Below are 16,973 nucleotides of genomic sequence, written 5' to 3'. Positions count from 1 at the left end.
CACCCTAATGGGTCGGCCGTCTCGCCCTGCCGGACGGGTTTGCCGTCGCGCCGCGCCCGCCAGGGATGAAGGAAGACCCGACTGGCAGGAGGCAGACCGTGTTGGTGGTGTCCGACGAGGTACAGGCGGCTCTCGCGCGGCGGCGGCCGGTCGTGGCCCTGGAGTCCACGATCATCGCGCACGGCCTGCCGCGCCCGCGCAACCTGCGGGTGGCACTCGAACTCGAAGAGGCCGTACGCGGCGAGGGCGCCGTGCCCGCGACCATCGCCGTCCTGGACGGTCGCCCCCATGTCGGCCTCGGCAAGGAGCAGTTGGAGCGAGTCGCCGGGGAGGACGGCATCCGCAAGCTGGGCCACCGGGACCTGCCGCTCGCCGTCGCGGCGGGCGCGAGCGGGGCGACGACGGTGTCGGCGACGGCGCTGCTCGCCGCCCGCGCGGGCCTGCGGGTGTTCGCCACGGGCGGGCTCGGCGGGGTGCACCGGGAGTGGACGCTCACCCAGGACGAGTCGGCCGACCTGGGGCTGCTCGGCCGTACCCGGATCACGGTGGTGTGCGCGGGCGTGAAGTCGATCCTGGACGTGGCGGCGACGCTGCAGCGCCTGGAGACCCTGGGCGTGGCGGTGGCCGGCTACGGGACGGCGCGCTTCCCCGGCTTCTACCTCTCCGACTCCGGGCACGACGTGGACTGGACGCTGCGCACGCCGGACGAGGTCGCCGCGGTCATGCGCGCACAGGACGCGCTGGCCGGACCGGATTCGGCGCTCGTCGTGGCCAACCCGGTGCCCGAGGCCGAACAGCTCGAACCCGCACTCCACGCGCGCGTGCTCGACGAAGCCCTGCGGGAGTGCGCCGCGCGCGGCGTGACCGGCCAAGCGGTGACGCCCTTCCTCCTCGACCACCTGACGCGGCACACCGACGGGGCGTCCCTGGAGGCCAACCTCGCCGCGGTGCACGGGAACGTACGGCTCGCGGCGCGGATCGCGACGGCGTGGGCACAGGCGTGACGGCACCCGGTGAACCGCCGGACTCCGGCGAACCGGACCGCCCCCGGGCCACTCCCCGGGACGGCACCGGCGCCCTGCTGGCCCCTGACGGCACCGACACCCCGCCGAGCCTGGCCGGCACCGGCGCCCTCCTGGTCGTGGGTGACGTCGTCACCGACATCGTCGCCCGGCACCGTACGCCCCTCGCGCCCGGCACCGACACGGCGGCCGCCATCCGCACCGTGCCCGGCGGCGCGGGCGCCAACGTCGCGTGCTGGGCGGCCCACTGGGGATGCGCGGACGTACGTTTCCTGGGGCGGGCGGGCGCCGACGCGGCGGCGTGGCACGAGGAGCTGCTGCTGCGCGCTTCGGTACGTCCCCACCTCGCCGTCGATCCCGACGCCCCCACGGGCACGGTGATCAGCCTGGTCGACGCGGCCGGGGCAACGGCCGAGCGGACGTTCCTCACGGACAGCGGCGCGTCCCTGCGCCTCTGCCCCGCCGACTGGGAGCCGTCGCTGCTCGACGGTGTGAGCTGGCTCCATCTGTCCGGCTACCTGTTCTTCGCCGGGCCGAGCCGGGCGGCGGCGCGGGCGGCCCTCGCGTCGGCACGCGCGCGTGGAGTGACGGTGAGCGCGGACCCGGCGTCGGCGGGGTTCCTCGTACGGCACGGTGTCGACCGCTTCCTGGCGGACGCGGCGGGCGTGGACGTGCTGCTGCCGAGCCGCGACGAGGCGGAGCTGCTCACGGGGCGGCCCGGGCCCGGGGACGCGGCGGCCGAGCTGAGCCGCCGCTTCCCCGAGGTGGTGGTCAAGCTGGGCGGGGACGGCGCGCTGGCCGCGCGGGACGGACGGGTGCGGGTCCGCGTCCCGGCGGTGCGGGCCGACGCGCGGGACTCCACGGGGGCGGGCGACGCGTTCACCGGGGCGTTCGTCGCGTCGCGGATGGCGGGGGCCGGGTTGGGGGCGGCCGTGGCCGAGGGGTGCCGGGCCGGTGCCCTCGCGGTGTCCCGGGTGGGGGCCCGGCCGGCGCCGCGGGCCCCGCTCCGCGGGAAGACTTGAGGGTCCTGTGGTCCTCAGGCTGCCGGTTCCTGAAGGTTCTGACGGCTTGCCTGAAGGTTCGGACGGCTTGAAGGTCCTGGTGTCAGGGCTTGCGGGCCCAGGCCGAGACCAGCGGGGCCGTGGCCGGGTCGACGGTACGCCCGGCGACGTGGGCGAGGTGCCGCTCGATGTCGTCGTGCGAGGCCAGGCCCGCGGCGACCAGGTCCGCGCGGGCCTGCTCGACGGTGGCGGTCTCCAGGGCCGCGCAGGCCGGGGAGGCGAGCGGGAAGTACGCGTCGGCCTCCACCTGGCGCAGCCCTGCCGCGCGCAACAGCCGCGGCAGCGCACGGCCGTACGCGAGGTCGGCGCCGCGTTCGGCGAGCAGCGTGCGCACCCCGTTCCGCAGCCGGTTCGCCAGCTCCTGCTCGGGGCCGTACTCGTCGGGGCAGGCCAGCGGCTGCAGCTCCGGGTCGGCCTCCTCCACCAGGAGCCGGCCGCCGGGGCGCAGCGCCTTGATCATGGAGTGCAGGGCCCGCTCGGGGTCCGGTGCGTGGCTGAGCACGAGGCGGGCGTGCACGAGGTCGAACGCCTCGGCGGGCGGCGCGTCGGCCGCCACGTCGTGGGTACGCACCTGGACGGGCGGGCGCGCGGCTGGCATCAGCGGCGCCGTGTCGGTGGCGGTGGCGAGCACCCGCCCGGTGGGTCCGACCCGCTTGGCGAGCCAGGACACCACGGACGTGCTGCCGGCGCCGACCTCCCAGCAGCGCCAGCCGGGCCCGAGGCCGAGCCGTTCGATGTGCCGGAAGGTGGTGGGGTCGAAGAGGGCGGCGAAGGCGGTGAAGCGGGGCGCCGCCGCCTCGCCGGGCCGGCTGTCGAGGAGATAACCGTCGGTTCGCGTCATGTGGCGATCATTACAGTTCCGGAGCGGAGTCTTCCGTTCCCACAGGCCTCGTCGTGGTGTCGGACCGGACTGGCAGACTTGCTCATCAAGTCCAGCGCCAGGGCGTGTCCGATGGGTCCGGCCGACCATGTTCGGAATGCCCTTCATCGAGGCCGAGCGGCGTCTGGTGCGTGCGGCTGCAAGGCGGAGGAGGGCGTCGACGCGGAGCGTCGGCAACCGACGACAACGCAGCAGATGTGCGTGCCAGACACCGCGACGTCGGCAGGACCCATCGGACACGCCCTAGGAGCTGCACATGTCGATGTCGGGCAACCTGCGGAAGGTCGGAGGCCTCCGCAAGGTCGGGAATCTGCGGGGTGTCCGCGGACTGCGGAAGGTGGCGTCGCTGGCCCGGCGCGGCCCCCGCGTCGACCTGAGCCACCCCGCCCGCTCGCCGCTGGGCTCGTCGGTCGTGAAGTGCGTGACGTATCGCAAGGGCGTCCGCCAGACGCCCGGCCGCGACGGGGATCTGGTCGAGGCCGTGGAGCAGGTCCGCAAGAGCGACGACGGCTTCGTGTGGCTGGGCCTCCATGAGCCCACGGAGCGGGAGTTCGCGGGCATCGCCGACCTCTTCGACCTGCACCCGCTGGCGGTCGAGGACGCGGTGCACGCCCACCAGCGGCCGAAGGTCGAGCGCTATGGCCAGACGCTGTTCGCCGTGTTCAAAACGGTCTGCTATGTCGAACACGCCGAGCTGACCGCGACCAGCGAGGTGGTGGACACCGGCGAGATCATGGTCTTCGTCGGCAAGGAATTCGTGATCACCGTGCGGCACGGCAGGCACGGCTCGCTGGGGCCGCTGCGCGAGCAGCTCGAATCGACGCCCGAGCAGTTGGCGCAGGGCCCGGCGGCGGTCCTGCACGCCATCGCGGACCAGGTCGTGGACGACTATCTCGGCGTGGCGGACGCGGTGCAGGCCGACATCGACGAGGTCGAGGCGGCGGTGTTCGCCCCCGAGGGCGCCCGCGGGACGGACCCCGGCCGGATCTATCAGCTCAAGCGCGAGCTCCTGGAGCTGAAGCGGGCCGTGGTGCCGCTCGGCCGCCCGCTCCAGATCCTCGCCGCGAAGCCGATGCGCCTGGTCGCCCCCGAGATACAGGCGTACTTCCGCGACGTGGACGACCACCTCAAGCGGGTCACCGAGCAGATAGCGGCCTTCGACGAACTGCTGAACTCGATCCTCCAGGCGCATCTCGCCCAGGTGACGGTCGCGCAGAACGAGGACATGCGGAAGATCACGGCCTGGGCCGCGATCGTCGCCGTGCCCACGATGGTCTGCGGGGTCTACGGCATGAACTTCGACCACATGCCCGAGCTCCGCTGGCAGTACGGCTACGGCATGGTGATGGGGTTGATAGCCACGGCGTGCTTCACGCTGTACCGCGGATTCCGGCGCAACGGCTGGCTGTGACGGCACCGGGCGGGCAGCGCCCAGCGCTGCCCGGTCAGAGCCCGAAGCCGCCCGGGCAGGACGTGTGCCACGCGGTCAGGACCTGGCGTAGACGCTCTCGACCCAGCCCGCGAGCTGTTCGTCGCTGAGGTGCTTGGCGAGGTCGGCCTCGCTGATCATGCCGACCAGGCGCTTGTTCTCGATCACGGGCAGCCTGCGGATCTGGTGGCCCTGCATCTCGTTCAGCACCTCGTCGACGTCCGCGTCCGACGCGATCCAGCGCGGTGTGCCCTGTGCCATGTCGCCCGCGGTGACCTTGGCCGGGTCGTGCCCCATGGCGATGCACCCGACGACGATGTCGCGGTCGGTGAGGATGCCGCAGAGCCGCTCGTTCTCGTCACTGATCGGCAGGGCGCCCACGTCGAGCTGGCGCATGAGCTGGGCGGCGCGGTCCAGCGTCTCGTGAGCGGGGATCCACTGGGCACCCCGGTGCATGATGTCTCCGGCGGTGGTCATGGGTACCTCCCGGTGCCGGACGGCCGGCGCGGCGCGGGGGCGCCGCCGGGTCCCGGCTGGTCCCGGCCTCCTCATTCTCGTCGCAGCACGGGTGGAACGCACCCGCAGACGGCGGGGTCCGGAGCGGGGTGCGCGGGGCGACCGATCCGCCCGCGCGGCCCGGTGTCGGCCTCAGCCGGTCCAGGCCGGGTGGCGGGGGTCGTCGGCGCGGATCACGACGTCGGCCGCGGACGTGGGGGCGGCCTCCGTCTCGTACCGCTCGAAGGCCGGCAGGGTCCACCGCTCCTCCGCCGGTGTGCGCCGTCGCAGGGCACCGGGTGAGAGGTGTGTGTGCACCGTCAGATCGAAGGGGAACCAGTGGCCGAGAAGGAGGGGGCCGTGCAGCAACAGCAGGGCGCCGGGCGGGAGTTGGACGTGCGGGGTGCGGGTGGCGCGGTCGGTGCGCGGGTCCCAGAGGTCGGGCAGGACCCGGCCGGTGCCGTCCGCCTCGAGCGGGCCGAAGACCTCGCGCCATAGGGCGCCGGTGTCGAACCAGCCGCTGTAGTACGCCTCGACGTCCTCGTGTCCGTACTCGAGGCGCAGCGAGGCGGGCCGCAGGAAGCCCTCGGTGCCGACGACGAGCGAGGGCCGCCCGCGCACGCGCAGCGCCTCGCCCACCCGCCGGGCCAGTTCGCCGGTCCGGGCGGCGGGCGCCCCGTCGAAGGCGACGCGCGGCCAGGGGGCGCCGTCCTTCGGCTCCAGGCCGAGGAGCCGGTCCGCGAGGGTGTCCGTGAGCCGTTCCCAGGTGATCGCTTCGAGTCGCACGGGCCCATGATGCCGCGCGGGGTTCCGGGCCCGACGGCCGCGTGCGGGGTGCGGCCGGGCGGGAAGGAAACGGACATGGCCGTTCCTCCCGTGCGCACCGGACCCGTCGTCATCCAGCCGCTGAAGCGCAGGCGTTGCGCGGAGTGCCGGGGCGGGCCGTTGACGCTGCTGGTCCTGGAGGGCGGGCAGCCGCGCTGTCTGGACTGCGCCGACCTCGGGCATCTGGTGTATCTGCCGCGCGGGGACACGGCGCTGACGCGGCGGGCGCGGGAGGGCAGTGCGCTGTCGGCGGTGGTCGTGCGGTTCAACCGGCGCGGGAGCCGGTACGAGCGGCAGGGCGTCCTGGTCGAGGAGGCGGCGCTCGTCCGGGCCGAGGAGCGGTGCCTCGCCGACGCGGACGCGCGGGCGCGGCGGCGCGCGCGGGACGCCGTGCGGCGGGCCGAGCAGGACGTGCGGTTCGCGGCGGCGTTCGCGGCGGAGATACGCCGGCTCTTCCCCGGCTGCCCGCCGGGCCGGGCCCGGGAGATCGCGGCGCACGCGGCGGCGCGGGGCAGCGGCCGCGTGGGGCGCAGCGCGGCGGGCCGGGCCCTGACGCCCACGGCGGTGACGGCGGCGGTGATCGCCGCGGTGCGGCACACGGACACGGAGTACGACGCGCTGCTGATGCGGGGCGTGCCGCGGGGTGAGGCGCGGCGGGCCATCGCGGGGGCGGTGGCGGAGCGGTTGCGGGGGTGGGAGCGGGACCGGGACCGGGCGGGGCCGGGAGGCGAAGCCCGCGCGGGGTGAGGCAGGGCCCCCGGAGCAGCCGCCGCCAACCGGAGGGCGCCACAGCCTCGGGGCACGCCCGCCACCCCGCACCCGCCACCGCACCCGCCACCGCACCGGCCACCGCGCCCGGCGCAGCCTCGCCCTCCAGAGGAGCCGACACCAACCCCGAGACTCCGCCGCCTCGGGGCACGCCCGCCACCCCGCACCCGCCACCGCACCGGCCACCGCGCCCGGCGCAGCTTCGCCCGGCGTATCGCCCCACCCCCTGAGACGTCGGCGTATGGGTCTGCGGGGGCCGCGTATGGCGTCGTACGCGCCGTGGTCATTGACTTGTCTCAGACAGTCGCGCCGTGCCGGAGCGGTGCGGTGCCCCGACCCGCCCGAGGCCGGACCCACCCAGGGAGTTGCCATGATCGACGGACCCTACTTCGTGCTCACCGTTCTCGGTGCGGTCGCCTGCGGCCTCGTCGCCGGGGTGTTCATCGGCTTCTCCACCTTCGTGATGAAGGGCATCGCCGCGCTGCCGCCCGCCCAGGGCATCGCCGCGATGCAGGCCATCAACGTCGCGGCGGTCAAACCGGCGTTCATGGCCGTGTTCCTGGGCGCGACGGGCGTCAGCGCGGTGCTCGCCGTGGTCACGTTCGTGGTGTGGCCGGACGAGGGAACGGTCGAGCTGCTGCTCGGCTGCGCGCTGTATCTCGTCGGCTGCTTCGGCGTGACCATCGCCGCGAACGTGCCGCGGAACGACGCGCTGGCGAAGGTCGACGCGGCGTCCGAGCACGGCGCCGAGTACTGGCGTACGTACGTGACCGAGTGGACGATGTGGAACCACATCCGCACCGGCGCCGCGACAGCCGCGACAGTGTCCCTCATCCTCGGCCTGACCTGAAGCCCGCACCGGCCCCTCGCCGGACCTGAAAGCCCTCGCCGGCCCCGCGCCGCCCCCTTGCCGATCCCCCGCCGGTCCACATGCCGCCCCCACCGCCCCGACGTACCGTGGCGTAAAGACGCGCCCTTCGCGTAGGGAGACGGCCATGGCCGACCCCAAGGGATTCCTGCGGCATCCGCGCCGCGAGTGGCCGCGGCGGCCGGTGGGTGAGCGGGTCAAGGACTGGGACGAGGTGTACGTCCCGGGGGCGCTGCTGCCCCTGGTGGAGCCGCAGGCCGAGCGGTGCATGGACTGCGGGGTTCCGTTCTGCCACGAGGCCTGCCCGCTGGGGAACCTGATCCCCGAGTGGAACGATCTCGTCTCGCGCGCCGACTGGCACGCCGCCGCCGAGCGGCTGCACGCGACGAACAACTTCCCCGAGTTCACCGGGCGGTTGTGCCCGGCGCCGTGCGAGCCGGGTTGCGTGCTCGCCATCAACCAGCCCGCGGTGACCATCAAGAACGTCGAAGCCGCCATCGCCGACCGCATCTGGGAGGAAGGCCTCGCGCCGCCCCGGCCGCCGCAGCGCCTCACCGGCCGGACGGTGGCGGTCGTCGGGTCGGGGCCCGCCGGGCTCGCGGCGGCGCAGCAGTTGACGCGGGCCGGGCACACGGTCGTCGTGTACGAGCGGGACGACCGCGCGGGCGGCCTGCTGCGGTACGGGATCCCCGCGTTCAAGATGGAGAAGCGGCACCTGGAGCGGCGGCTCGCGCAGATGCGGGCCGAGGGCACGAAGTTCCGTACGTCGACGGAGGTCGGCCGGGACATCGGCGGGGCGGCGCTGCGGGCCCGCCACGACGCGGTCGTGCTGGCCGTCGGGGCCACGGCGTGGCGGGAACTTCCGGTTCCGGGACGGGAGTTGGACGGGGTGCGGCAGGCGATGGAGTACCTGCCGCAGGCCAACCGGGTGTGCGAGGGCGACCTGGACGTCTCCCCGCTGTCCGCCGCCGGCAAGCACGTGGTGATCGTGGGCGGCGGCGACACCGGCGCGGACTGCCTGGGGACGGCGGTGCGGGAGGGCGCCGCGTCGGTCACGCAGGTCGACATCCGCACGCTGCCGCCGGCCGAGCGCGACGAGGAGACCGATCCCTGGCCCTCCTACCCCACGGTCTACCGGGTGTCCCCTGCCCACGAGGAGGCCGGTGAGCTGGGCTTCGCGCAGGAGCGGGACGCCGACGCGCGCCTGTTCGCGGCGTCGACGCTGCGGTTCGCCGGGGACGCGGCGGGCCGGGTGCGGGCCGTCCACCTGGGCGCCGTGGACGCGGGGCGGCGTCCGGTGCCGGGCGCGGAGCGGGTGCTGCGGGCCGATCTGGTGCTGCTTGCGCTGGGCTTCCGGGGGCCCGAGGTGACGGCCGGCGGCACGGTCGCGGACCTGGGCGTGCCGGTGGCGCCGGACGGCACGGTCGCCCGGGACGAGGGGTACGCGACGGACGTGCCCGGGGTGTACGTCGCCGGGGACGCGGGCCGCGGCCAGTCCCTGGTGGTCTGGGCGATCGCGGAGGGCCGAGCGGCCGCGGCGGCGGTGGACCGCCACCTCATGGGCACGACGTCGCTGCCGTCCCCGGTGACGGCGAAGGACCGCCCGCTCAGGCCGTGAGCGCGCCCGCGGTACCAAGCCGCTCGAAGCCCGGGCATGAGCGCGCTCGCAGTACCGAGCCGCTCGAAGCCCGGGCATGAGCGCGCTCGCAGTACCGAGCCGCTCAAAGCCCAAGCACGAGCGCGCCCACAGGCCGAGCCGCTCAGGCCCCGCGCGGCGAGCGCGACCATCAGGATCCGGCCAATCTCACGGCGCGGGCAAGCCCACCAGGAACCCGCCACTCAGCGCCTGAGCAACACCCGGTACACCCCTGAGCAACCCCCGGGACACCGGGGACACCGTGGACGCCGCGGACACCCGGGCATATGCCCGCCCGGGCGCCCTACCCACCCAGCCCGCCGCCCGCGCGGCCAAGCGCCCCTCACTCCTTGTGAGCGACCCCGCCGAATATGGGCAGCGGCCCGTCCCCCACGGGCGACGTCCGTTCACCCAGGTCCGGGTGCCACTCGTCAGCCACCGTCACGCCGGGCGGCACCAGGGTCAGGCCGTCGAAGAAGCGGGTCACCTCGGCGCGGTCGCGCAGGGCCAGGCTGAGGGCGCGGGACTTGTAGAGGTCGCCCGCCGTCCGCGCCCGGTCGGGGGTGAACTCGCCGGTGCCGTGGGACAGCATGAGATAGCTCCCGGACGGCAGCGCGGAGACCAGCTCGTCCACCACCTCGTACGCACCGTCCTCGTCCGGGACGAAGTGCAGGAGCGCCACCAGGGACAGGGCCACCGGCCGCGTGAAGTCGAGGGTCTTGCGGGCCCGGGCGAGGATCGCGGCGGGGTCACGGGCGTCGCCCTGGATGTACTCCGTGGCGCCTTGCGGCGTCGACCGCAGCAGCGCCTCGGCGTGGGCGAGCACGATGGGGTCGTTGTCGCAGTAGACGACGCGGGTGTCGGGCGCGATGCCCTGGGCGATCTGATGCAGGTTGGGCTCGGTCGGGATGCCGGTGCCGATGTCGAGGAACTGCCGGATCCCGGCCGTGGCGAGCCACCGCGTCGCGCGCTGCATGAACGCGCGGTTGGCTCGCGCGACGGCCGGAATCCGCGGGTCCATGGCGACGAGCTGACGGCCCATCTCCTCGTCGACGGGGTAGTTGTCCTTGCCGCCGAGCCACCAGTCGTACATCCGCGCGGGATGCGGCTTGCTCGTGTCGATGTACGACGATTCGCCGTACGACGAGCCGCCCGCGTCGCCCTGGGCCTGCCCCGTCCCGGTCATCTGTGGCTCCCTTGCCCCTTCACCGACGTACAAAGTCCCCGACGTACAGAGCTTCACCGACGTACAAACTCACCGGACTCACCGAGCTCAGCGCCGTAAAAAGCTCACCCCGACACGTGTCACGACAGCAGGAAGTCCGCCTCCCCCGCCTTCGCGCCCTGTATGAACGCCCTGATCTCACCGTCCGTGTAGATCAGCGCGGGTCCGTCGGGGTCGGAGGACTGGCGGACGGCGACCCGCCCGTCGGCCAGCTTCATGGCTTCGAGGCAGTTGCCGCCGTTGCCGCCGCTCCACGGCTTGTGCCAGCCCTCGACGCCGAGTTCGCGCGCGGGCATGCCGTTGTAGATGCGGGTCCCTGGGGGCCGGGAATCGGCGCGGGTGTCGGGCCGGGACGCGGGGCCCGTGCCCGCACGGTGTCGATCTCGGTCCATTCACAGCTCCTTGCGGACATCCCGGAGGATCTCCTTCGTGCGTTGTGCGGTCGCGGCCTGTGCCGCCATGCGGTCCATGACCTCAAGATGGGTCGCCACCTCGGTACGCGCGTCCAGGTAGACGGCGCCGGTCAGGTACTCGCTGTAGACCATGTCCGGCAGCTCCGCCATCGCGAATCGGAAGAGCACGAACGGTCCGAAGGTGCCCGGGTGCGGGCCCGCCGCGAACGGCGCGACCTGCAGCGTCACATGCGGCAGCTCCACGGCTTCGAGCAGGCGGTCGATCTGGGCGCGCATCACCTCGGGCCCGCCGACGGGACGGCGCAGCGCGGTCTCGTCCATCACGACCCACAGCCGCGGCGCGTCCTCGCGGCTGAGCAGCGCCTGGCGCTCCATGCGCAGCGCCACGTACCGCTCGATGTCCTCGGGCCGGGTCTGGCCGATGGCCCCGGAGCGCAGCACGCCACGCGCGTAGTCCTCCGTCTGGAGCAGTCCGGGCACGAAGTGCGGTTCGTAGGACCTGATGAGGCTCGCGGCGCCCTCCAGGCTGACGTACATGCTGAACCAGCCGGGCAGGATGTCGTGGAAGCGCTGCCACCAGCCGGGCTTGTTCGCCTCCTCGGCGAGCAGCACGAAGGCGTCGGCCTCTTCGTCCGTGACGCCGTACGCCTTCAGCAGGAGCTGGAGGTACGGGATCTTCAGCGCGACCTCGGCCGTCTCCATGCGGCGGACCGTGGCAGGGGCCACGCGGAGTATCCGCGCGGCTTCGTCGCGTTTGAGGCCCGCCCGTTCGCGCAGGTCCTGCAGGCGACGACCGAGAACGACCTGTCCGACGGTCGGCGCCGACCGCGGTTCGCTCACGTCCTACCTCCACCCACTTCGCGTCGCTCTCTGCATCGCTTCCGTGCGACTCGCGTTACCGTGCGTCACCGCACTTCACCGCGCGTCGCGCCAAGTCACGCCGCTAGGTGAGGCGTTGCGAGAAGTGTGCCATGCGCCGTCTCAAAGGAACACGTCACTGTGCACTTTTCAGAGTGGGTCTTGCCAAGGTGTTCGCGGCGGGGCGATAGTGGAGAGCGTGACTCCGCCCGCATCGTTAGGAACTGAAGCCACCCGAGCCCGACTTGGCGTCTTCGCCGAGGGTCGGGCGGAGGGTGGCGAGCCTTGTGTCACCTTCACCCTGGACGCGATGCCGAGTTCCGTGGCACGGGCCAGGCGGTTGACGCGCGACCGGCTCAGTTCCCTCGCGGTCGGCGACGACGCCTGCGACACCGCGGCGCTCGTCGTATCGGAGCTGGTCACCAATGCGATCGTGCACACCGCGAGCCGCACCGTCGTCTGCGAGATCTGTACGGGTGCCGACACCGTGCGGATAGCCATACGCGACGAGGGGCACGGCGCGGGAGTGCCACGGCCGGGCGGGCTGCGGGGGCCCGACGAGGAGCACGGGAGGGGATTGCTTCTCGTGAGTGCCGTGAGCAGCGCATGGGGTGTCCAGGACTCCGGAACCGGCCTTTCGGTGTGGGCGGAGCTGCCGAGATCACCCGATCCGGCGGCGTGTGCCGTCGGTTTGGAGGGTTGGGAGGGTTTCGACGCCGACGGTGTCGACGGTTTCGAGACAACGACCGGCGGCGTGGACCGCGGATTGACCGACGGCCTTTGAGCCGACTGACGGGGATGCGAGTGCGACAGTGATGCGGTCGGGGGACATGTGAGCACGGGGACAGCGCGACTGTTGGAGCTTGACACCTTGGTACGGCTCTCGCGAGAGCGGGAGCGGGCGACCGGACGGCGAGTCGTGAGTGTGCAGCCAGTGGCACGGCTCGCCGTCCCCGCCGGAATGCGGCAACCCCTCGGCTGCGACGCGGTCGCGATGCCCGCCGAGTTCGGGCCGCGGCTCCTTGAGCGGCTGCCCCGGGTGGGTTGTGTGTACGAGGACGGGCCTCGCTGGTGGTGGATCGTGCCGGCGGACTCGGATGTGGCCCTGGAGTGGCCCCCGTCGGCGTTCTACTCACCGGGGGCGGTGGTGCCGGACGCGGTCCGGGAACCCGTCCTGGTGCACCGCCCCGACGGCACCATCCCCTATACCCCGCCGATCCCCCTCTATCTGGCCCTGTGCCGGATGGCCGGGGCCGTCCCGGGGTGGGCGGGGGCCGTCCGGGCCTGAGCCCGGTTCACCTCGGCTGCCGGCGCCGGGCCGATACCGGCTGCCCGGCCGATACCGGCTGCCGGCGCCGATACAGGCTGTCGGTGCCGGGCCGACGGCACATGTCCGTCGGCCCGGCGCCCGGTCAGGCGGCGGCGCACTCTCCCGCCTCCTGACCCCGCACGATCACCAGGAACGCGTCGGTCGTCAGGTCCATCACGACCTCCGCCCGCTGCCCCTCGCTGCGCCGTGCCCTGGCGAACTCCTCCGCGGGCCACGACCCGCGCGGCCCGCCCGCAGGAAAGCGCTCCAACACCACTCGTCCGTTCATCATGACCTTGATCCCCCGTGCGAAGTGCGACTCGGTACTCAGTACTCAGTACTCAGTACTCGGTACGAAGCCTTCGAAGGTGAAGACTCTGCACTGAAGAGAACGCGCGAAACACCCCCAGTGGCTCGCAACGTGACGCAACCGACACGGAGTTGGGGCCGATTCAGCAGACTTCAGTACCCGAAGTCTTCGTATTCGTCGTGGTATCGCACCCCTTCGCTGCCCGCCGGGGCTCCCAGCGCCGAGGCGCGCCCCTTGGGCTCCTCCCACTCCTCCTGCCGGCCGAGCGCGGTGAGGTCGAGCAGGCTGGTGGTGGAGCCGATGCCGTCGAGACCGCGGTCGAACGTCGAGTACGTGTGGAAGACGCGGTCGCCGTCGCGCAGGAAGCAGCTCAGGCCCGGCCGGTCGTGAACCTGGCCGTCCGCGGCGGCGTACGACGCGGCGAAGTCGCGGTTGAACTCGCCGCCGCACGCCGAGAACCAGGGCACGACCCAGCCCATGCGGGCCTTGAAGGGCAGGATGCGGGTGAACGGGGCGCGCGAGACGGCGACGAACGTCGTGCCGCGGGCCCGCAGGTGCGCGAGGTGCCCGATCTGGTCGAGGAACGCCGAGCAGCTGCGGCAGCCCTCGTCCCACTCGGGGGCGAACATGAAGTGGTACACGATCAGCTGGACGCGGCCGTCGAACAGGTCGAGCAGGGTCGCCTTGCCGTCCGCGCCGTCGAACAGATAGTCCTTGTCCACCTCGACCATCGGGAGCCCGCGCCGCTGGGCGTTCAGCTCGTCGCGGGCGCGGGTGGCGGCCTTCTCCTTGGCGAGCAGCTTCTCGCGCGCGGCCAGCCACTCCGCGCGCGTGACGATGTGCGGCAGTCCCATGGCACATTCCTCCGGATCCGGTCCGCGGTTCGCGGTTCTCGGGAGGGCTGACTGGACGTCTCACAAGAACTCATCGGTCCCGTACGGGATTTCCCTGAGTTTTTCTCAGCGCCCCTGCGGAAGTGCCGCCGCCGCTGCGGAAGTGCCGCTCAGAACACGACCGGCAGTTCGAGCAGTCCCCGCGCCCGCATCGAGGGCCGCCACCGCAGCTCCTCCTCCGGCACGGCGAGCGCGAGGTCCGGGAAGCGGTCGAGGAGCGCGCCGATCGCGGTCGTCATCTCCAGGCGGGCCAGCGGCGCGCCCACGCAGTGGTGGATGCCGTGGCCGAGGGCGAGGTGGCCGCCGGCGTCGCGGGTGATGTCGAGGCGGTCCGGGTCGGGGAAGCGGTCGGGGTCGCGGCCCGCGGAGCCGAGGCCCAGGAACACGGTCTCCCCCGCCGGCACGCGCACACCCCCGATGGTGAGGTCCTCGCGCGCGAACCGCCGGATGGAGAACACCGCCGACGTGTCGTACCGCATGAACTCCTCGGCTGCGCCCGGCAGTCGCGCCGGATCGGCCCGCAGGGCGGCGAGCTGCTCCGGGTGCCGCAGGAGTGCGAGGACGGAGTTGCCGATGAGCTGCACGGCGTTCTCGTACCCGGCGAAGTGGAGCAGGAAGGCGAGCGACGTCAGCTCGTCCTCGCTGAGCCGGTCGCCCTCGTCGCGCGCCGCGATCAGGTCGGACAGCAGGTCATCGCCCGGCTCCTTCCGCTTGTCGGCGATGAGCCCGGTGTAGAAGCCGAGCATGGCGACGACGGCTTCCTTGGCGAGGTGGGGCCGGGTGGGATCGGGCGCGATCAGCGCGTCGGTCCAGGCGGTGAAGTCGAGGCGGTGCGTGGCGGGCACGCCCAGGAGGTCGCAGATGGTGATGATCGGCAGCGGGGCGGCGTATGAGGCGACGAGGTCCGCGCGGCCGTGGGCGCCGCCCGCGTCGCGGCCTTCGCCCTCGACGATGTGGCCTTCGCCCTCGATGGCGTCGAGGAGTTCGTCGGCCGTGCGCCGGATGGGCTCGCGCAGGCTCTCGACGCGGTGCTTCGTGAACGCCTTGACGACCAGGCGCCGGATGCGGGTGTGGTCGGGCGGGTCCATGTTCAGCATGTTCGCGTCCAGCGCGGGCGGCAGGGAGAAACCGCGGTAGCTCCCGGGCAGCGCGTGCCTCTTGTCCACCGACAGGCGCTGGTCGGCGAGTGCCGCGCGGACGTCGGCGTAGCGCGTGACGAGCCAGGCCGGGGTGCCGTCAGGACCGGCGATGCGCCGCACGGGGGCGGTGTCGCGCAACTGCGCGTAGGTGCCGTAGGGGTCGCTCATGAGCCCGTCGAGGGGCTCGGGTGCCGCGGGAGTTGCCATGGCCTCCACCCTAAGGAGCGCGGTGGGCCGGTGATCGGCGGGCCCAGCCACGACGGCGGCGGGCTCGCGTGGCCTTGAGGCGAAAGACTCGCCTCACCCGTCGTACTCCTGGATCCGCCCCCCGTGCCCCCGCTCCACCAGCGCGGGCAGCCGCTCCCCCAACTCCCGCACCACGGCGGCCACATCGACCGTCAGCAGCTCCCGGTCCCGCATCAGGACGCGGCCGTCGACGATCGTCGTCCGTACGTCGCCGCTGCGCGCGCTGTGGACGAGGGTGGCGGCGAGGTCGTGGACCGGCTGGGTGTGCGGTCCGGTGAGGTCGACCAGGATCAGGTCGGCGCGGTGGCCGGTGGCGATGCTGCCGATCTGTCCGCCGAGGCCCACGGCCCGCGCGCTCTGGAGCGTGGCGTGGTGCAGAGCTTGACGGGAAGTCAGCCACCGTGGGTCGCCGGTCGTGGACTTCTGGACGAGCGCGGTGAGCGCCATGGCCTCCCAGACGTCGAGGGAGTTGTTGGAGGCCGCGCCGTCCGTGGCGAGGCCGACGGGGATGCCGAGGCCGGCGAGGTCCCGCACGGGGGTGGGGTCCCAGGCGAACTTCAGATAGCCGCGGGGCGCGCTCGCGACGCCGACGCGCCCGGTGGCTCCGGCAAGGACGGGCAGGTCGCGGTCGACGATGCCGGTGCCGTGGGCGATGAGGACGTCGACGTCGAGGAGGCCGGTGCGGTGCAGGATCTCGATGGGCGTGGCGCCGTGCCGGGCCAGGCTGTGCTCGGTCTGGGCGCGGCTCTCGGCGGCGTGCAGATGCACCAACAGGCCGTGTTCCCGGGCCAGTTCGGCGGTGGCGGCGAGGTCCGCGTCGTCGACGGTGTACGGCGCGTGCGGGGCCAGGCAGGTGGTGACGCGGCCGTCGGCGGTTCCCCGGTGGCGCAGCGCGAAGTCCAGCGACGCCGCGCGCCCTTCGGGCCCCTGGGAGGAGAAGTACGCCTGTCCCAGGTTGGCGCGCATGCCGGTGTCGGCGACGACGTCCGCGACGGTGTCCATGGCGAAGTAGTGGTCGGCGAAGGTGGTGACGCCGCCGCGGATCATCTCGGCGCAGGCGAGCCGCGCGCCCAGTTCCACGTCGCGCTCGGAGAGGTTGGACTCGATGGGCCAGACGTAGTCGTTGAACCACTCCTCCACGGGCAGGTCCTCGGCGACGCCGCGCAGGGCCACCATCGGGGAGTGGGTGTGGCAGTTGATGAGGCCGGGCAGGGCCGCCTGGCCGTGCGCGTCGATGCGTTCGGTGGCTTCGACGTGAGCGGCGGCGCCGGTGGTGGTGACGTCGGCGATCACCCCGTCGCGTACGACGATCGCGGCGTCCTCCGCGAAGCCGACGCGCTCGGCCGAGTCGTGGACGAGGGCCGTGCAGCCCATAATGATGAGGTCGGCGGGGCCGGATGCGGCAGGCTCGGTCATCCGTTCACGGTACGGGGAGTAGGTCCGCCGTAGCCCTGTCACAGCAGACGTTTCGGGAGCACTCTGGCGTCAGCCGCCCGCCGCCCCGGGTGGCATCGGCCGCCCGCCACCCGCGGACCCGCGGGGAGACGTCACGACGCGTCACGAAACCGCACGCCACCTCACGATGACGGTGAAGGA

General features: G+C 73.2%; 18 protein-coding genes. 8 read left to right on the top strand and 10 right to left on the bottom strand.

Going from position 1 to position 16,973, the window contains the following annotated elements; genetic code table 11:
• The first annotated feature begins 65 nt into the window (after window positions 1-65).
• Both AC0KTA_RS29215 and AC0KTA_RS29210 read left to right on the top strand, forming a co-directional pair.
• Complete coding sequence (locus AC0KTA_RS29215; RefSeq protein WP_481051201.1) at window positions 66-1,004, top strand: pseudouridine-5'-phosphate glycosidase; 939 nt, start codon at window positions 66-68, stop codon at window positions 1,002-1,004.
• Window positions 1,005-1,114: 110 nt separating this feature from the next.
• Window positions 1,115-2,044 carry a carbohydrate kinase family protein gene (locus tag AC0KTA_RS29210; RefSeq protein ID WP_481056603.1) on the top strand — a complete coding sequence of 310 codons (930 nt, stop codon included), beginning with the start codon at window positions 1,115-1,117 and terminating at the stop codon, window positions 2,042-2,044.
• An 82-nt stretch (window positions 2,045-2,126) separates the two neighbouring features.
• Here the strand turns inward: AC0KTA_RS29210 and AC0KTA_RS29205 are convergent, their stop codons facing one another.
• Window positions 2,127-2,924, bottom strand: a complete 798-nt coding sequence (locus AC0KTA_RS29205) for a methyltransferase domain-containing protein (protein ID WP_481051200.1) — start codon at window positions 2,922-2,924, stop codon at window positions 2,127-2,129.
• 295 nt (window positions 2,925-3,219) lie between these two features.
• On the opposite strand from AC0KTA_RS29205, the gene AC0KTA_RS29200 reads away from it, so the two are divergent.
• Window positions 3,220-4,374 (top strand): magnesium and cobalt transport protein CorA, encoded by a 1,155-nt coding sequence (locus tag AC0KTA_RS29200; protein WP_481051199.1) that lies wholly within the window; start codon window positions 3,220-3,222, stop codon window positions 4,372-4,374.
• 75 nt (window positions 4,375-4,449) lie between these two features.
• Here AC0KTA_RS29200 and AC0KTA_RS29195 read toward each other — a convergent pair whose 3' ends face one another.
• Both AC0KTA_RS29195 and AC0KTA_RS29190 read right to left on the bottom strand, forming a co-directional pair.
• Window positions 4,450-4,869, bottom strand: a complete 420-nt coding sequence (locus AC0KTA_RS29195; RefSeq protein ID WP_481051198.1) for a CBS domain-containing protein — start codon at window positions 4,867-4,869, stop codon at window positions 4,450-4,452.
• A 171-nt stretch (window positions 4,870-5,040) separates the two neighbouring features.
• The gene (locus tag AC0KTA_RS29190) at window positions 5,041-5,673 is read right to left on the bottom strand and encodes a nucleoside/nucleotide kinase family protein (RefSeq protein ID WP_481051197.1); all 633 of its coding nucleotides are present in this window, start codon (window positions 5,671-5,673) and stop codon (window positions 5,041-5,043) included.
• A gap of 75 nt (window positions 5,674-5,748) precedes the next feature.
• Here AC0KTA_RS29190 and AC0KTA_RS29185 point away from each other — a divergent pair, with 75 nt between their 5' ends.
• The 3 genes from AC0KTA_RS29185 to AC0KTA_RS29175 all read left to right on the top strand — a co-directional run bounded on the left by AC0KTA_RS29185 (window position 5,749) and on the right by AC0KTA_RS29175 (window position 8,966).
• A complete protein-coding gene (locus AC0KTA_RS29185; protein ID WP_481051196.1) occupies window positions 5,749-6,459 on the top strand; it encodes a DUF2293 domain-containing protein in 711 nt (236 codons plus the stop codon).
• A gap of 391 nt (window positions 6,460-6,850) precedes the next feature.
• Entirely contained in the window at window positions 6,851-7,330 is a 480-nt protein-coding gene (locus AC0KTA_RS29180) for an anthrone oxygenase family protein (protein ID WP_481051195.1), read from the top strand.
• A 145-nt stretch (window positions 7,331-7,475) separates the two neighbouring features.
• Complete coding sequence (locus tag AC0KTA_RS29175) at window positions 7,476-8,966, top strand: glutamate synthase subunit beta (RefSeq protein WP_481051194.1); 1,491 nt, start codon at window positions 7,476-7,478, stop codon at window positions 8,964-8,966.
• Window positions 8,967-9,327: 361 nt separating this feature from the next.
• On the opposite strand, the gene AC0KTA_RS29170 is transcribed toward AC0KTA_RS29175, so the two are convergent.
• From AC0KTA_RS29170 to AC0KTA_RS29160, 3 genes are all read right to left on the bottom strand, one after another.
• The gene (locus AC0KTA_RS29170) at window positions 9,328-10,170 is read right to left on the bottom strand and encodes an SAM-dependent methyltransferase (protein ID WP_481051193.1); all 843 of its coding nucleotides are present in this window, start codon (window positions 10,168-10,170) and stop codon (window positions 9,328-9,330) included.
• A gap of 119 nt (window positions 10,171-10,289) precedes the next feature.
• Window positions 10,290-10,505 (bottom strand): DUF397 domain-containing protein, encoded by a 216-nt coding sequence (locus tag AC0KTA_RS29165; RefSeq protein WP_481056602.1) that lies wholly within the window; start codon window positions 10,503-10,505, stop codon window positions 10,290-10,292.
• A gap of 96 nt (window positions 10,506-10,601) precedes the next feature.
• Entirely contained in the window at window positions 10,602-11,462 is an 861-nt protein-coding gene (locus AC0KTA_RS29160; protein WP_481051192.1) for a helix-turn-helix domain-containing protein, read from the bottom strand.
• Window positions 11,463-11,790: 328 nt separating this feature from the next.
• Here AC0KTA_RS29160 and AC0KTA_RS29155 point away from each other — a divergent pair, with 328 nt between their 5' ends.
• Together AC0KTA_RS29155 and AC0KTA_RS29150 are read left to right on the top strand one after the other, a co-directional pair.
• Window positions 11,791-12,264 carry an ATP-binding protein gene (locus AC0KTA_RS29155; RefSeq protein WP_481051191.1) on the top strand — a complete coding sequence of 158 codons (474 nt, stop codon included), beginning with the start codon at window positions 11,791-11,793 and terminating at the stop codon, window positions 12,262-12,264.
• A gap of 48 nt (window positions 12,265-12,312) precedes the next feature.
• Window positions 12,313-12,768 carry a hypothetical protein gene (locus AC0KTA_RS29150; protein ID WP_481051190.1) on the top strand — a complete coding sequence of 152 codons (456 nt, stop codon included), beginning with the start codon at window positions 12,313-12,315 and terminating at the stop codon, window positions 12,766-12,768.
• A gap of 124 nt (window positions 12,769-12,892) precedes the next feature.
• On the opposite strand, the gene AC0KTA_RS29145 is transcribed toward AC0KTA_RS29150, so the two are convergent.
• The 4 genes from AC0KTA_RS29145 to AC0KTA_RS29130 form a co-directional block, all read right to left on the bottom strand.
• Window positions 12,893-13,078 (bottom strand): hypothetical protein, encoded by a 186-nt coding sequence (locus tag AC0KTA_RS29145; protein ID WP_481056601.1) that lies wholly within the window; start codon window positions 13,076-13,078, stop codon window positions 12,893-12,895.
• A 173-nt stretch (window positions 13,079-13,251) separates the two neighbouring features.
• Window positions 13,252-13,953, bottom strand: coding sequence for a DUF899 domain-containing protein (locus tag AC0KTA_RS29140; protein WP_481051189.1), 702 nt, complete (start codon window positions 13,951-13,953; stop codon window positions 13,252-13,254).
• Between the two features lie 149 nt (window positions 13,954-14,102).
• The gene (locus tag AC0KTA_RS29135; protein ID WP_481051188.1) at window positions 14,103-15,338 is read right to left on the bottom strand and encodes a cytochrome P450 family protein; all 1,236 of its coding nucleotides are present in this window, start codon (window positions 15,336-15,338) and stop codon (window positions 14,103-14,105) included.
• A 93-nt stretch (window positions 15,339-15,431) separates the two neighbouring features.
• Complete coding sequence (locus AC0KTA_RS29130) at window positions 15,432-16,793, bottom strand: amidohydrolase (RefSeq protein WP_481051187.1); 1,362 nt, start codon at window positions 16,791-16,793, stop codon at window positions 15,432-15,434.
• Between the last annotated feature and the right edge of the window lie 180 nt (window positions 16,794-16,973).

The sequence above is a fragment of the Streptomyces sp. Y309 genome, from assembly GCF_056712025.1.
The sequence above is the reverse complement of the archived record's forward strand: the minus strand, read 5'-3'. Positions and strand labels throughout refer to the sequence as shown.

Bases quoted from the DNA above. Each gene is read 5' to 3' on its own strand.
- AC0KTA_RS29215 (WP_481051201.1), top strand. From the start codon at position 66: ATGAAGGAAGACCCGACTGGCAGGAGGCAGACCGTGTTGGTGGTGTCC.
- AC0KTA_RS29130 (WP_481051187.1), bottom strand. From the start codon at position 16,793: ATGACCGAGCCTGCCGCATCCGGCCCCGCCGACCTCATCATTATGGGC.
- AC0KTA_RS29205 (WP_481051200.1), bottom strand. From the start codon at position 2,924: ATGACGCGAACCGACGGTTATCTCCTCGACAGCCGGCCCGGCGAGGCG.
- AC0KTA_RS29135 (WP_481051188.1), bottom strand. From the start codon at position 15,338: ATGGCAACTCCCGCGGCACCCGAGCCCCTCGACGGGCTCATGAGCGAC.
- AC0KTA_RS29180 (WP_481051195.1), top strand. From the start codon at position 6,851: ATGATCGACGGACCCTACTTCGTGCTCACCGTTCTCGGTGCGGTCGCC.
- AC0KTA_RS29195 (WP_481051198.1), bottom strand. From the start codon at position 4,869: ATGACCACCGCCGGAGACATCATGCACCGGGGTGCCCAGTGGATCCCC.
- AC0KTA_RS29155 (WP_481051191.1), top strand. From the start codon at position 11,791: ATGCCGAGTTCCGTGGCACGGGCCAGGCGGTTGACGCGCGACCGGCTC.
- AC0KTA_RS29170 (WP_481051193.1), bottom strand. From the start codon at position 10,170: ATGACCGGGACGGGGCAGGCCCAGGGCGACGCGGGCGGCTCGTCGTAC.
- AC0KTA_RS29145 (WP_481056601.1), bottom strand. From the start codon at position 13,078: ATGAACGGACGAGTGGTGTTGGAGCGCTTTCCTGCGGGCGGGCCGCGC.
- AC0KTA_RS29140 (WP_481051189.1), bottom strand. From the start codon at position 13,953: ATGGGACTGCCGCACATCGTCACGCGCGCGGAGTGGCTGGCCGCGCGC.
- AC0KTA_RS29185 (WP_481051196.1), top strand. From the start codon at position 5,749: ATGGCCGTTCCTCCCGTGCGCACCGGACCCGTCGTCATCCAGCCGCTG.
- AC0KTA_RS29165 (WP_481056602.1), bottom strand. From the start codon at position 10,505: ATGCCCGCGCGCGAACTCGGCGTCGAGGGCTGGCACAAGCCGTGGAGC.
- AC0KTA_RS29200 (WP_481051199.1), top strand. From the start codon at position 3,220: ATGTCGATGTCGGGCAACCTGCGGAAGGTCGGAGGCCTCCGCAAGGTC.
- AC0KTA_RS29175 (WP_481051194.1), top strand. From the start codon at position 7,476: ATGGCCGACCCCAAGGGATTCCTGCGGCATCCGCGCCGCGAGTGGCCG.